Here is a 15,495-nt window from a genome sequence, read left to right as displayed (position 1 = left end):
TTCAGTCTTCCATCTCTGCCAGCAAACGCTGCATCTCATCCAGTGCCTGGTCGGTCGAAGGCCGCTGCGGGTTTTCGATCTGTTCGGCCAAGCCGGAAATGGTCGGATTATGGAACAGGCTGCGCAACTCGACCTTCACGCCGAAGCGGCTCTCCACCCGGGTCATCAGGCGCATCGCCAGCAGCGAATGGCCACCGAGTTCGAAGAAGCTGGTGAGCACGCCGACCTGCGGCAGATCGAGTAGCTCCTGCCACAGCTCGGCCAGTTCACGCTCCAGCGCCGTACGCGGCGCCACGCCTTGCTCGACCTGCGCTTGCGGCGCCGGCAGGGCCTTGCGGTCGATCTTGCCGTTGGCATTAAGGGCGAAACGCTGCACCTGGATGAAGCCGGCCGGCACCATGTAGGCGGGTAGCAGGCTTTCCAGATGACGGCGCAGCGCCACCTCGTCGACCGGGCTCGCGGCCTGCAGCCAGGCGAAGAAGCTGTGGTTGCGCGCATCGAGCATGACCACCGCCTCTTCAACCCCGGGGTAACGGCGCAGCAGCGATTCGATCTCACCCGGCTCGATGCGGAAACCACGCACCTTGACCTGGAAATCGGCGCGGCCGACATAGGCCAGGTGCCCATCGCTGCGTCGATGCACCAGGTCGCCGGTGCGGTACATGCGGCTGCCAGGCTCGCTGGCGAACGGATCGGGCAGGTACGCCGCTGCGGTGATCGCCGGCGCCCGCTGGTAACCACGGGTGACTCCGCTGCCGGCGATATACAGCTCGCCGGTGCTGCCCTGCGGCACTGGCCGCAGGCATTCGTCGAGCACGTAGCAACGGGTGTTGAGCAGCGGCATGCCGATATCGGCGACACCGGCCGGTACTTCCCGCAGCGCCTGGGTGGTCGACCAGACGGTGGTTTCCGTCGGGCCATAGGCGTTGATCAGCTTCACCCCCTTGGCCTGCAGCACACTCACCAGTTCAGCCGGCACCGCTTCGCCGCCGATCAGGCCGCGCAGGGCCGGCCAGTCGTCACGCCCGGTTTCCAGCAGGATCTGCCAGCCGGCCGGGGTGGCCTGGAACACCGTGGCACGGCGCAGCAGATCGAACAGGCGGTGTCCATCGACCACCTGCTCGCGACGCGCCAGGAGGATGGCCGCACCCTTGAGCAGCGGCAGGAACAGCTCCGGCTTGCACATATCGAAGGCGTAGGTGGTGCTGGCCAGCCAGACATCCTCGGCCGTCAGCGGCAACTGGCGGTCAAGGCCGGCAAGCAGGTTGCTCAGGTTGCCACGGGTCACCTGTACGCCCTTCGGCGTGCCGGTGGAACCCGAGGTGTAGATCACGTAGGCCCGCTGCAGCGGCGACACCGGTAATGCCAGGTCGTGTGCCGGCTGTTCGTCCAGCGGCAGGTGGTCGACGGCCAGGCTGTCGACACTGCCGAGCACGTCGGCGCAGGCGTGCTCGCTGAGCACCAGCTGCGGCCGCGCATGCTCGATGATGAAGCGCAGCCGTTCGCCCGGTTGCTGCGGATCCAGCGGCAAGTAGGCCGCGCCCGCCTTGTGGATCGCCAGGATGCTGGGCAGCAGCCACGGGCCACGGGTCAGGCACAGCGCGACCAGATCGTCGCAGCCGACACCCTGGGCGCGCAGCCAGTGGGCCAGGCGGTTGCTCAAGGCATTGAGCTGGGCATAGCTGTAGCGTTGCTCCTGGCAATCCACGGCCAGCGCATCCGGGGTGCGCAGGACCTGGCGCTCGAAGCGCGCGATCAGATCCTGCGTCTCGCTCAGCGCATGCGCCGGCAGGTTCCACGTGCGGCGTGTCAGGGCATGATCGGCATTTGCCAGGTCGATATCCCACAGCCGCGCCTCGGGCCGCGCCAGCATGCCGTCGAGCAGGTGACAGTACTCGTCGGCATAGCGTTGCATGGTGCCGGCGACGAACAGCTCGGTGTTGTACTCCAGCACGCAGTGCCAGGCGCTGCCGTGCTGCTCGATATGCAGGCCGATGTCCACCAGGGCGCTGTCGCTCTCGACATTCAGGCGCTGCGCCGGCAGGCCGGCAAAACTCTGGCCGACCGCCGCTACGTCATCGCGCTGGATCAGGTTGAACAGCGCCTGGAACAGCGGCGTATGGCTGAGATCGCGGCGTACCTGCAAAGCCTCCACCAGCCGCTCGAAGGGCACGTCGCCGTGCTGCTGCGCGGTCAGGTGGGTGGCTTGCAACGCCTGCCAGAACGAGGCCACGGATTGCAGTGGGTCGATCTGGCTACGCAGCACCTGGGTGCTGGCGAAATAGCCGATGAGGTTGTCGGTGTGCGCCTGCTGACGCTGCGCCACCGGCAGGCCGATCCACAGCTCGCGCTGCCCCGAATGCCTGGCCAGCAGCACTTTCCATGCTGCCAGCAGGGGCGCGAAGGCGGTCAGGCCATGACGCTGCGCGGTGCTGCGCAGGCGTTCGACCAACTCGACGGGCAGCTCGAAACGCAGGCGCCGCCCGTGGTAGCCCTGCTCGGCAGGACGTGGCAGGTCGGTGGGCAGGTCCAGCACCGGCGGTTCGCCGGCCAGGGCCTGCCGCCAGTAGTCCAGCTGCGCTTCAATGCGTGCCTGCCCGGCAGGCGTCTGCCAACTGGCGGCGACATCGCTGAACTGCAGCGGCAGCGGCGCCAACGCCGCCTGGGTTGCGCTCAGCTCGGCCTGGTAAAGACGTTGCAGCTCATCGAAGAAGATCTCCAGCGAGCGGGCGTCGGCGATGATGTGGTGCAAGGTGGCCTGCAGCACGCTCTGCCCTTCGCCCTGATACAGCCGCACCCGCCACAGCGGCGTTGCGCTCAGGTCGAAGGCGCGCTGCGCTTCCTCGCTCAAGGTGCGGGCGAAGGCCGGCGACTGCACATCCTGTTGCAAGGGTTCGACGCGAAGCAGCCTGCCGTGCAACTGCACGACCTGCTGACGCGCGCCTGCTTGCGTCTCGCTGAACACGCTACGCAGGCTGTGCTGGCGCGCCACCAATTGTGCCAACGCGCGTTCCAGGACTTCGGCTTGCAGCGTACCGCGCAGGTGCATGGCCAGTGACAGGTGGTAGGCCTGGGTATCGCCCTGCAAGCGGTCGAGGAACCACAGCCGCTGCTGGGTGAAGTGCAGCGGCGCCGGCGCCTCGCCGAATGGCCGCAGGATGCTCTCGCCTGCGCCCTCGGCAGTGGCCAGGCTGGCCGCCAGTTCACCCAGGGTCGGGCACTCGAACACGCTGCGCAGCGGCAGTTGCCGCTCGTAGCGCTCGGCGATGCGCGCCACCAGCCGTGCCGCCAGCAGCGAATGGCCGCCGAGGGCGAAGAAATTGTCGCCGGCGCCAACCGCGTTGCAACCGAGCAGCTCGCACCACAGTTCGGCCAGTGGCGCCTCCCAGGGTTTGCTCGGCTCGCCGTCGCGCTGACCTTCATGTTGGGTTGGCGCCGGTAGCGCCTTGCGCTCGACCTTGCCACTGGGGCTCAACGGCAAGCTGTCCAGGCGCACGAACTGGCTCGGCAGCATGTAATCCGGCAGGTGCTGCGCCAGCTGCACGCGTAGCGCGGCGTCGTCCAGTTCAGCATCCGCCGCCTGCGTGACCGAGTAGTAAGCCACCAGGCGCGCGCCGTCGCCGCTGCCGAGCAGCACCACGGCCGCTTCCCGCACCCCACTGAGCCGCGCCAGCAAGGCCTCGATCTCGCCCAGCTCGATACGGAAGCCACGCAGCTTGACCTGAAAATCCAGGCGCCCCTGGTAGTCCAGGCTGCCTTTGGCGTTGCGTCGCACACGGTCGCCGGTGCGGTACATGCGCGCCCCCGGCACAAAAGGATCAGGCAGGAAGCTCGCCGCACTCAGGGCAGGCGCGGCGAAGTAGCCACGCCCCAGGTTGGCACCCGCCAGGTACAGCTCGCCGGAAACGCCTGGCGCCACGGGTTGCAAGTCGGCGTCCAGCACATAGGCGGCGGTATTGACCAGCGGCCGGCCGATCGGCACCTCCGCCCCGCCGCTCTCGCCCTGACGCGGCTCGAAGGTGCTGTAGACGGTGGCCTCGGTCGGCCCATAACCGTTGATCACCTGGGCACCACGCTGCTCCATGGCCTCGGCCAATGCACACGGCAGGGCCTCGCCACCGGAAATGGCGCGCACGCCCTGCCAACTGCGCCCGGTGTGCGCCACCAACATGCGCCAGGTGGCGGGGGTGGCCTGCATTACGGTCGGCTGGCCGGCCTCGATCAGGCGGTCGAGGGCGCGCGGGTCGCGTGCCTGCTCACGGTCGGCGAGCAGGATGATGGCCCCGCGACTCAGCGGCAGCAGCAGCTCGAGGATGGCGATATCGAAGGTCGCTGTGGTCAGCGCCAGCACCCTGTCCTGCGCCGTCAATGGCAGCACCTGCTGCACGCCGAGCATGAGGTTCATCAAGTTGCCACGGGCGATGGCCACGCCCTTGGGCTGGCCGGTGGAACCGGAGGTATAGAGCACGTAGGCGAGCTGGGCAGGATGCACGCTCGGCGAGCGGTAGGGCTCGGGGGTGGTCAGCGCATCGATATCCAGCAGTTCGACGGCACTGCCCCACTCTGCCAGCTCCGCCAGGGCCTCGGCATTGGTCAGGCACAACCGCGGCTGCGCATGGGCAAGGATGTAACGGCCACGCTCGGCCGGGGTGTCCTCGGCCAGCGGCACGTAGGCGGCGCCAGCCTTGAGAATGGCCAGCATGGCCATGGGCAGCCGCGCATCGCGCGGCAGGCGCAGGGCCACACGATCCTCGGCGCCGACGCCACGGGCCTGCAAGGCAGCGGCCAAGCGTTCGGCCGCCTGGTTCAGGTCGGCATAGCTCAGGCGCTGTTCGCCGGCCTGCACGGCGATGGCTTCGGGCTGCCCGGCGACCTGCCGTGCAAAGGCCTGCAGGATGTCTTCCCGACCCTCCACGGCCTCACCGTGCAAGCGCGCCAGCGCGCGCTGCTCGGGCTGCCAGGCGAGTTCGCCCAGTACCTGCTGCGGTTGTTCGAGCACGGCATCGAGCAGCGCCAGATACTGCTCGAGCATCGCCTGCACGGTCTGCTCGCCGAACAGCTCGCTGCTGTACTGCAGGCTCAGGGCAATGCCGTGTTCGCTGTCGCGCACGTCCAGATGCAGGTCGCACAGGGCGCTGTCCGGGCGATTGTCGAGCGGCTCGGCGATCAGCTCGGTCAGCTCGAAACGCTCCAGGGCATGGCCCGGGAAGTAGTTGAACATGGCCTGGAACAACGGGTTGTAGCTGACCTGGCGGGCCACGCCGAGCTGTTCGATCAGGTAATCGAAGGGCAGGTCCTGATGTGACTGCACCGCCACGGACAGCGCCTGCAATTGGCGCATCAGTTGCAGCAGGCTGGCCGTGCCGGAGAGCTTCTGGCGATAGACCAGGGTATTGACGAAGCAGCCCACCAACGGCTGCAACGCCGCGTGATGGCGGTTGGCGGCCGGCACCCCGACGAGGATGTCGTGCTCGCCGCTGCGGCTGCGCAGCAGCAGCTGGAAGGCGCAGAGCATGGGGATGAAGTTGCTCCAGCCGTGGCTCGCGCTGAATGCCCGCACGCGCGCCGCCAGCGCATCCGGCAGGCGTTGCTCGACGCGCCCGCCGGCCTGGCTGGCATGGGCCGGCCGGGGGAAGTCGGCGGCCAGCTCGAGCACCGGCAATTCGCCGGACAACTGCTCGCGCCAGTAGGCCAGCTCGTCCTGGCAGGCGGCGCTGTCCATCCACTGGCGTTGCCACAGGGCATAGTCGGCGTACTGCATCGGCGCCTCGGCCAACGCCGGTTTACGCCCCTGGCGCAGCTCGCGGTAATGGCTGCAAAGCCCGTCGATGATCAGTTGCAGCGACCAGCCATCGGCGGCGATATGGTGGCAATTGAGCGCCAGCACGTGCGCCTGCGGCCCGAGGCGATACAGGCACGCACGCAGCAGCGGCGCGCTGTCCAGGGCAAACGGAGTCATCGCGTCCTGGCGCAGCAGGTCGTGCAACTGCGCCTCGCTGGCCACCTCGATCAGCGGCAAGGCCAGCTCGGCCTTGGCGAGTATGACCTGCGACGGTTCACCGCCATCGCTGACGAAACGGGTACGCAGGACTTCGTGCTGATCGACCAGGGCCTGCAAAGCGGCCTGCAGGTCAGCGACATGCAGGTCGCCGCTCAGGCGCACCGCGCCGGCCAGGTTGTAGGCCGGGCTTTGCGGCTGCAGTTGCTGGAGGAACCACAAGCGCTGCTGGGCGAACGACAACGGTAGGGTCTGCGGACGCGGCAGGCGCATCGGCGTGGTTTTCTCGCTGGCCTGCTGTTGTTCCAGCCACTCGGCCATGGCGGCGATGGTCGGGCGCTCAAAAACCACACGCAGGGGCAGGTCCTTGCCGCTGAGCTTGCCGATCTGGCCGATCAGTTGCGTGGCCAGCAGCGAATGCCCGCCCAGCTCGAAGAAGTGATCCTCAATGCCGACCCGCGCGAGCCCCAGCACGCCCTGCCAGGCTTCGGCCAACTGCGCGTGCAGCTCACTGCGTGGCGCCACGTAGCGCGCCTCGCTCTGCGCGGCGAAGTCGGGCGCCGGCAGGGCCTTGCGGTCGATCTTGCCGTTGGCGTTGAGCGGCATGCGCTCGAGCAGCATGAAAGCGCTGGGCAGCATGTAGGGCGGCAGGTTGGCGGTAACGAACTCGCGCAGCGCCTCGATGGAGGGCTGCGGCTCGGCCACCAGGTAGGCGACCAGCACCTTGGCGCGCTGCTGGTCGTCACGGGCCAGCAGCACCGCCTCACGCACGCCGGGGTAACGGGTCAGGCAGGCTTCGATCTCGTCCAGCTCAATACGGTGGCCGCGAATCTTCACCTGGTGGTCGGTACGACCGACGTACTCCAGCTCGCCATTGGCCAGGAAACGCGCCAGATCGCCGGTGCGATACAGGCGGCTGCCGTCGTTGGCAATGGGGTCGGGCAAAAACACCGCCGCCGTGCGTGCCGGGTCGGCCATATAGCCACGGCCAACCCCCACGCCGGCGACGAAGATTTCACCCACCGCACCGCGCGGCACCGGTTGCAATTCGGTATCGAGCAGGTACAGACGGTTGTTCAGGGTGGCGCGACCAATCGGCACACTGCTGCGCGCCTGGGCCAGGCGCTCGGTGAGCGGATGGAAGGCCACGTCGTCGGAGCATTCGGCCGGCCCGTAGGCGTTCATCAGCGGGATGCCGGGGTAGCGCTCGAACCAGCGCCGTGCCAGCGCCGGTGGCAGCGCCTCGCCAGTGGCCAATACCCAGCGCAGTGCCGTGCGCTCCAGGCCCGCCTCGAGCAGGCTCTGCATCAGCGACGGCACCGCTTCGAGAATGCTCACGCCATGGCGAGCGATGGCCTCGGCCAGGGCCTCGGGGTTCTGCATCACGCAGTCGCCGAGAATCACCGTGCGCGCCCCCAGCACCAGGCCGGCGAGGGTCTGCCAGACGGAGATGTCGAAGCACTGCGGCGCGCTCTGGGCGATCACGTCATCTTCATTCAGGCCCAGGCCGGGCACCTTGCCGAGCATGTTGTTGAGCATGCCTGCGTGGGCCACCATCGCCCCCTTGGGCGTGCCGGTGGAGCCCGAGGTAAAGATGCAGTAGGCCAGCGACAGGCCATGCACGGGGATGTCCAGGTCGGCATCGCTGTAGCCGCCCAGCGCCGCTGGCTCGTAGCGGATCGCCGCCGGCGGCTGCGCCATCGGCTGCAGCGCCTGCTGTGCCAGCTCACCCTGCTCCGCGCCATGCAACAGCAGCGGCGAACGGCTCTGGGTAAGCACTTGGGCCTGGCGTTGCGGCGGATTGCGCGGGTCCAGGGGCAGCCAGCCGGCGCCAGCCTTGAGTGTGGCGAGGATCATCACCACCAGGTCGAGGCCACGCTCATCGAGCAACGCCAGCAGGTCACCGTCCTGCACGCCATTGGCGCGCAGATGACGGGCCAGTCGGTTGGCCGCCCGGTTCAACTGATCGAAGCTCAGGCTGCGCTCGCCATGCACCACGGCGATTCGCTCGGGGGTGCGACGCACTTGCTGTTGCAGGCGCTCGACGTACAACGGCTGCAGTTGCGCCGCGTCCGCCGCCAGGTCACCGCTGGCCCAGGCGCGCTGTTGGGCGATCTCCGCCGCATCGAGCATGGCGATGCGTTGCAGCGGGATATCCGCCTCGCTGGCCAGGCTGTCGCCCATGTTCAACAGCAGCGTGCGGAAGTGGCGCAGCATCTGCTCGACTTCCTCGCGCAGGAACCAGTCGGTCTGGTAGGTCAACTGCAGGTGCAGGCGCTCGCCGGGCACGATCACCACGGTCACCGGATAGTTGGTGTGGGTGCGGTTGGCCATGTCGCTGATCAGGTAGTCCAACTGGCCCTGGCGCAGGCTGGCGGAGATCGGCGCGTTCTCGAACACGAACAGGCTCTGGAACAGATCCTGGCGCTGTACCTCGCTCCAGCTCTGGATCTGCGCCAGCGACACGCTTTCATGTTCGCGCAGGCTCAGGTTCTCGGCCTGCAAGGCCTTGAGCCAGGCACCGAGGGGCTGCTGCGGTTGCCAGCTCCAGCGCAGCGGCAGGCTGTTGATGAACAGCCCGACGATGCTCTCCATGCCCTGCATGTGCACCGGGCGCCCGGCCACGGTGACGCCGAACAGCAGGTCACGATTGCCACTGTAGCGCGCCAGTACCAAGGCCCAGGCACCCTGCACCAGGGTGTTGAGGGTGATGCCCAGACCGCTGGCGGCCTGCTGCAGGCCCTGCGTCTGCTCGACGCTGAGGTGCTCGACGCAATCCTCGACCGGCTCCGGTGCATCGATCACGCGGCCAGGGTGGCCGAAACCGAACGAGGTGGGGGTGTCGAAGCCGGCCAGGCGCTGCTGCCAGAAGGCCTGATGATCCTCAGGCTTGTGCTGCTCCAGCCAGCGGATGAAGTCGCGGTACGGGCGTGGCTTGGGCAGTTCCAGACGCCGCCCCTCACGCGCGGCGCGGTAACCGTCGAGAAAGTCCATCATGATGATGGAGAAGCACCAGGCATCCATGAGGATGTGGTGATAGCTGCGCACGAACTGGTAGGTGTCCGGGGCCAGCTTGAACAGGCGCACACGCATCAGCGGTGCCTGGGTGAAATCCAGCCCCTCGCGACGCTCCTCGGCCAGCAGACGTTCCAGACGCGCCTGCTGCTCGGCCTCGTCGATAGCCGACCAGTCCTCATAGCTGATCGGTAGTTCGACCTGCTTGTGCACCACCTGCATCGGCCGCTTCTGCTGTTTCCAGACGAAGGAGGTGCGCAGCAGCTCGTGGCGCTCCACCACCTGTGCCCAGGCCTGGCGGAACGCCTGCAGATCGAGTTGCGGCAGCACCATCACATGGCGGTACTGCAGCAGGTACATGCCCTTGCCCGGATGCATCAGGCTGTGAAACAGCAACCCCTGCTGCATGGGCGCCAGGGGATAGATGGCCTCGATATTGCGGGAAAGTGCTTTGACCTTGTCGTTCATGTCGAGGGTCTCCTTGCCATGGGCTGGGGATGTGGGGGCGCCGGGGGTGCTCATTGCAGTTGCTCGAGCAGGCCGAGGAATTCGTCGTCGGAAAGCCCCGAGTCGGCGAAGTCGGCAGCGGTGGCGCGCCCAACCTCGGGGGCCAGGCAGTGTTCGAGCAGGGCTTCGATACCCTGCTGGAACTGCTGCGCCAGTGCACCGATCAGGGCCTGGTCATGCACGTGCGGGGCGTAGCGCCATTCGATGTGCAACTGGCCCTGGTCGACCAGGGCGGTCACGTCGAGCAGATGGGTACGACGGGTGTCGGGGGCGCGCATGGCCGGGCACAGCGGCTGCGCCAGGCGCCACAGGCGCGAACCCCCCAGCCACTGGTCGACCCGTCCCAGGTAGTTGAAGGTCAGCAGCGAAGCGGCACCCAGCCCGTGCTGTGGGTCGAGGCGCAGCAGGCCGTAGCCGATGCCCTGCTCCGGTACGCGGCGCAATGCCTCCTTGGCGGCGATGATCGCCTCCTCCGGCTGTTCGGCGGCACGCACGGCCAATGGGTAACGGCTGGTGTGCCAACCCACCGAGCGCGACAGATCCGGGCCCTGCTCCCAGCCACTGCGACCGTGGCTTTCCATCTCCAGGGTGACCTGCTCACGCCCCTGCCATTGGCCGATCACGCCAGCCAGTGCCGCGACCAGCAGATCCTGCACCTGGGTGCTGTAGGCCCCATGGCAGTCGCCCAGCAACCATTCGGTTTTCTCCAGGGACAGTTTCGTTTCCAGCGTGCGGCTTTCGCCATACACGCTGACATCACGGGCGACGTCGCCCTCCTCGGCCAACTGCGCCTGCCAGTAGTCACGCTGGGCCAGCACCTCAGGGGCCTGGCGATGACGCTGCAAGGCCTCGCTCCAGCGATCGAAGCGGGTGGAAACCGCCGGCAACGAAGCCTGCGGGTCGTGGTACAGGCTTTCCAGCTCGTCGAGCAGCACCTGCCAGGACACCGCATCGACCAGCAGGTGATGCGCCGTACACAGCAGGTGTCCGCTGCCGGTGAAATACACCCAGCGGATCAACGGGGCTCGATCCAGTTGCCAACCCTGCTGCCACTGCTGCAGCAGCGCGTCGTCCAGCGGCTGTTCGACCACCTGCAGCAGCGTGTCTTCCATCGCCGCCGACAGCGGCTGATAGCGTTGCTGCCAGCCCTGCCCGCTCTGCTCGAAGATCAGCCGCAGGCTGCTGTGACGCCGCAACAAGCTCGCCAGCGCCGGGGCCAGGCGCGCCGGTTCCAGCGGCTGGTGAACGGCCAGCAACAGGGACTGGTTCCAATACTGTGGCGTGGTCTGCTGCTGGTCGAAGAACCAGGCCTGGATCGGCGTCAGGGCAAAAGCGGCGCTTGGCTCGGCGCTATCGACCTTGGCTTGCTCGACCACACTGGCGAGGTCCACGGCCTGCTCGGCCCAGCCGCTGACCGAAGGGCACTCGAAGATCTGCTTGGGCTTGAGCTGCAGGCCCTGCTGCTTGGCACGGGCGATGATCTGCAGGCTGAGGATCGAATCGCCACCGACCGCGAAGAAGTTGTCGTCGGCTTGCAGTTCGGGCTTTTCGAGAATCTCCCGGGCAATCACCAGCAGGCGCTCGACCCTGGCGCGCTGTGGCGTCTGCGCCACCCGCGCCAGCGCCCGCACGCTGGGCTCGGCGAACAGTTGCTTGGGGGTGAGGGTGATCTGTTGCTGGCGTGCACGGGCAATGATCTGCAGGCCGAGAATCGAATCGCCGCCATGGGCGAAGAAGTTGTCGTCCGGGCCGATGTTCGGGTGACCCAGCAGTTCACGCCAGATCGCCAGCAAGGCGCTTTCCAGTGCACTCAACGGCTGCTCGGTACGCGCCTCTAGATTGCGCGGTGCTTGCTCGGCCAGGTTCAACAACGCCTGACGATCGACCTTGCCATTGGCCAGCAGTGGCAGCGCCTCCAGGCAATGCCATTGCGCCGGTAGCATGTAATCCGGCAGGCGTGCCTGCAACGCGGCCTGAATGTCCGCCAGTGCGCTCGGCCCGGCGACCAGGAAGGCCACCAGGCGGTTGCCGGTCAAGGGCGTCGGTGCGTTGAGTACGCGCACGTCATCGACCTGTGGCAGCGCACGCAATTGCGCCGCCACTTCCGAAGGCTCGACGCGGTAGCCGCGAATCTTCACCTGCTCGTCCAGGCGCCCGAGGAACAGCACCCGCCCCAGATGATCGAGGCGTACCCGGTCACCCGTGCGGTAACCCCGTGCACCGAAGCGCGCCCGATCGGCCTCGCCGGCACTCAGGTAGCCACGCGCCACGGTCGCGCCCTCGATATACAACTCGCCGCTGACGCCAGCCGGCAGCACTGCGCCATCCGGCCCGCGCACGCTGACTTGCACGTTGCCCAGGGGGCGTCCGAGCGGTGCGTCACCCTCACCTTCGACGTCGTGCGTCAGCACGCCCACCGTGGTTTCGCTGGGCCCGTAGTGGTTGACGATGCGCAGCTGCGGGCTTAGGGCGCGCACCCGCGCCAGCAGATCGGCGCCGAGGGCTTCGCCACCGAGTACCAGGCACTGGCGCGGCAACAGGCGCTGCGGCTCGCTGGCCACCAGCAGGGCGTTGAGGTGCGAAGGCACGATCTTCAGCATGTCCACCGGCTGCTGCCCGAGCAGCGCCGCCAGCTCCTCGGCATCGAAGGCCAGCGCTTCGTCCAGCAGGCGCAAGCGCCGGCCGCTGAGCAGCGCGCCGAACAAGGCGGTGTGGCCCAGGTCCGTGGCGCAACTGGCCAGGCTCGTCAGGCTGGCGTCGGCGCTCAAGCGCAGCCGCGCCAGGCAGGCGCTGACATAGTGAACAAGGTTGCCCTGGGTCACCTCCACGCCCTTGGGCCGCCCGCTGGAGCCAGAGGTGTAGACCACGTAGGCCGGCACGTCCGCCGGCACGCGGGTGCGCAGCGGCGCATCGCTGAACAGCGCCTCGACCGGCACGGCCAGCCACTGCACCTGCGTCGGTAACCAGTTTGGCCGTTCGCCCTCACCCACGTAGACAGTGGGCGTTGCATCCAGGCAAATATCCTGCAGACGCGACGCGGGCCACTGCGGGTCGAGGGCCAGATAGGTCGCGCCGCACTGCCAGGCGGCGAGCATGTGCATCACCAGTTCGCGGCTGCGCGGCAGGCAAAGGGCAACCCGATCACCGCTCGCACTCAGCGAACCGTGCAGGCGCTCGCCACGGGCAACCACGGCGCTGGCGAGTTCGGCATAGCTCAGTTGCCCCTGCTGATCCTCCAGGGCGATGGCCTGGGGATTCTCCATGCAGTGTTTGGCAAAAGCGTTCCAGGCGCTCTCTTCCGGTACCGGCAGGCGTTCGCCAGACAATTGCGAACGCTGGTCGAGAGGCAGCCAGTCCAATTCGGCAAACGGCACGTCCGGCTGCTCCAGGGCCGCCATGACCAGGGCAATGAACTGCGCCTGAAAACGCTCGACGCTCTCGCGCCGATACAGCGCCTTGCTGTAACGCCAGCGCCCGACGAACTCGGGCAGGTCATCGATGATCACCAGGTTCAATTCGTGGGCCGCACCCCGCTGCTCGCCAATCATGCGCTCAATGTAGCGCTCGAACGGCACGTCACGCTCCTTGTTCAGCGTGAACATGTGCTGGAACACCGGTGCCCGGCCCATCTGCCGCGGCAGATCCAGGTGCTTGGCCAGGCGCGCGAAGGGATAGTGACGATGGCGCAAGGTCTGCCGGACAGTGCCCGCCACCTGCTTGGCCCACTCAGCACTGGACAGGTCACGGCGCAAACGGCAGCGCACCGGCAACGGGTTGACCAGATAACCCGGCAGTTCAGCCTGCTCGCGCTTCAGGCGCCAGCCACTGGGCGTACCGAGGACGAAATCATCCTGCCCGGACAGCACCCCGAGAAATTGCTGGAACAGTGAGAACCAATAGACGTAGGGCGTCACGCCCAGGCGTTTGGCGACCGCACGCAGCCGCTCGCTGTTGTCCGCGCCAAAATGGAACGACAGCTCTGCGCCCTCGAAGCCCTGGGTGCTGCCACGGGCGAAGTCGATGGGCAGGTCCAGCGCCGGCGCTTCGGCCAGTTGCGCCTGCCACCAGGTCAGTTCCTCGGCCTCGATCGCCTCGCTGCGCAGGTACAACGCGCTGCCCCAGTTGCGATAGGCCTCGGGGTCGACATCAGCAAGCGCGTCGCCATCGACCAGGGCGAACAGCTCACCGAACAGCACGTCGAAGGTGGTCAGGTCGGAAGCGATATGGTGGATGCCCAGCAGCAGCGTATGCTCGACACGGTCGCCCAACTGGTTGCTCAACAGCACCAGCCGGCTGACCTCACCGGCAGCCAGATCGAAGGGTTTGTCGGCCAGCTCAATGACACGTCGCTGCACACTGGCGGCATCCGCGTCCTGCCGGATTTCGCATTGCAATGAGGTGGGCTGCGGGCGGCTGTCCCACTGCAGCAACTCGTCATCACGTTCGACATAGGCGCTGCACAGGTGCGGATAACGCTGCTGCACCGTCTGCCAGGCCCGCTCCAGACGATGGGGCAGATCTGCCCAGAGGTACTGCGGCCTGATACGCCCGGCCAGGGCGATGTTGTAGGCGCAACTGCCGGGTTCCATACGCTGCAGGAACCACAGGGCCCGCTCGTTATCGTTGAGCGGGCGCGCCTGGAAGTAGTCAGGGTGACGCGCCAACCAGGGCAGAATTTCCGCACTGCGCACGTGCAGCTCACGCTCCAACTCGGTACTCAGAGCCTCAGGCAAGCCTGTGGAAATCATCAGGCGGCCTTCGCTCGCGGACAGGCGGATACCGCGCAGCCAGCAGTCATGCATCAAGCGATCGAGCATGTGTCGTCCTTCATCGTGCGGATTCGAGGTCAGCCACCCTGGCAGTGGCTTCGAGGATTATTCAGCGTCAGACGGCCGAGGCGGGCTCAGCCATGGCCACCACCACCTTGCGTGCCCCCTGAAAGGTGGAGCGGCCATGGGCGACCAGCATGTTGTCGAGCATCAGCACATCGCCCGCCTGCCAGGGGAAGCTGATCTGGGTGCGCTGCAGGACATCGCGCACATGCTCCAGCGCCTCCAGCTCGATGGGCGAGCCATCACCGTAGAAGACATTACGCGGCACGCCCTCCTCGCCGACGATCGACACCAGCGTTTCGCGCAGCGCTTCGGGGAGGTTGGAGATGTGGAACAGATGCGCCTGGTTGAACCAGACCCACTCCCCAGTGACCGGGTGCTGCGCGACGGCCTGGCAGACCTGGCGCGTGCGCAGCTCGCCGTCGTCCTTCCACTCGAAGTCGATGTGGTTGAGCCGACAGAAACGCTCGACCTCGCTGCGGTCCTCGGTGCTGAACGCCTGCTGCCAGGAGAGATCCAGACCATTGCCATAGTTGCGCACGTACATCAGGCGCTTGTCGGCGAAACGCTGGCGGATGGCGGGATCGATGCGCTGATAGACCAGGCGACTGTCGGCGATGGGCGTCTCACCGCCGACCGGCGCGGTCTGGATGCAGTGAAACCAGATTTTCATCGGCCAGTTCAACGAGTAGGACTGCTCGTTGTGCAGAGGAATGACCTGGTGAGCGGGGTATTCGGTCGACGTATACACGCGGCTGTTGAGCTTGGTGCGTGGCGTGGAGGCGTAGTCGTAGGTCAGCAGTTCGTGACCGAAACAGCGGGCGAAATCCTCGAAGTCGTTAGCGTCGCGGAAGGCGAAATCGCGAAAGAGGATGCCACCGGTGGTCTGCAGGTTGCTGTCGGCGGCACGCCGGATCAGCTCTGCGTGATCACGCCAGGAGTCGCCTGGCACAGGGGCACGCAACACAAAGGGCAGCGGTCCCTCGACACCCGCCTGAACCTCATCGAGTGAATGGTTTTCGCGGTTGAGCAAATCGGTAAGCATCTGCGTTCCTTTGTGCTACTGACGAGGGGCACAAAATTATCGCAAAACCGACTCATTATCAAACACGAACTAATATTATTTAAACCTAAGGTCCTGGG

Annotated in this window: 3 protein-coding genes; all 3 read right to left on the bottom strand. The window is 66.8% G+C overall.

The window, feature by feature from the left end:
• Nucleotide 1: 1 nt before the first annotated feature.
• On the bottom strand, nt 2-9,481 hold the full coding sequence (locus tag BFQ00_RS08375; protein ID WP_139114979.1) for a non-ribosomal peptide synthetase: 9,480 nt from the start codon (nt 9,479-9,481) through the stop codon (nt 2-4).
• A 50-nt stretch (nt 9,482-9,531) separates the two neighbouring features.
• Nucleotides 9,532-14,337 carry a non-ribosomal peptide synthetase gene (locus tag BFQ00_RS08370; RefSeq protein ID WP_065933172.1) on the bottom strand — a complete coding sequence of 1,602 codons (4,806 nt, stop codon included), beginning with the start codon at nt 14,335-14,337 and terminating at the stop codon, nt 9,532-9,534.
• 67 nt (nt 14,338-14,404) lie between these two features.
• Entirely contained in the window at nt 14,405-15,397 is a 993-nt protein-coding gene (locus BFQ00_RS08365; protein ID WP_130183951.1) for a TauD/TfdA family dioxygenase, read from the bottom strand.
• Nucleotides 15,398-15,495 lie beyond the last annotated feature (98 nt).

It is taken from the genome of Pseudomonas sp. 28 E 9 (genome assembly GCF_900004785.1).
Classification (GTDB): domain Bacteria; phylum Pseudomonadota; class Gammaproteobacteria; order Pseudomonadales; family Pseudomonadaceae; genus Aquipseudomonas; species Aquipseudomonas orientalis_A.
Note: the sequence above shows the minus strand (reverse complement) of the source record. Positions and strands in the feature narration are given on the sequence as shown.

Coding starts and splice junctions, on each gene's coding strand:
- BFQ00_RS08375 (WP_139114979.1), bottom strand. CDS start 9,481: ATGAACGACAAGGTCAAAGCACTTTCCCGCAATATCGAGGCCATCTAT.
- BFQ00_RS08370 (WP_065933172.1), bottom strand. CDS start 14,337: ATGCTCGATCGCTTGATGCATGACTGCTGGCTGCGCGGTATCCGCCTG.
- BFQ00_RS08365 (WP_130183951.1), bottom strand. CDS start 15,397: ATGCTTACCGATTTGCTCAACCGCGAAAACCATTCACTCGATGAGGTT.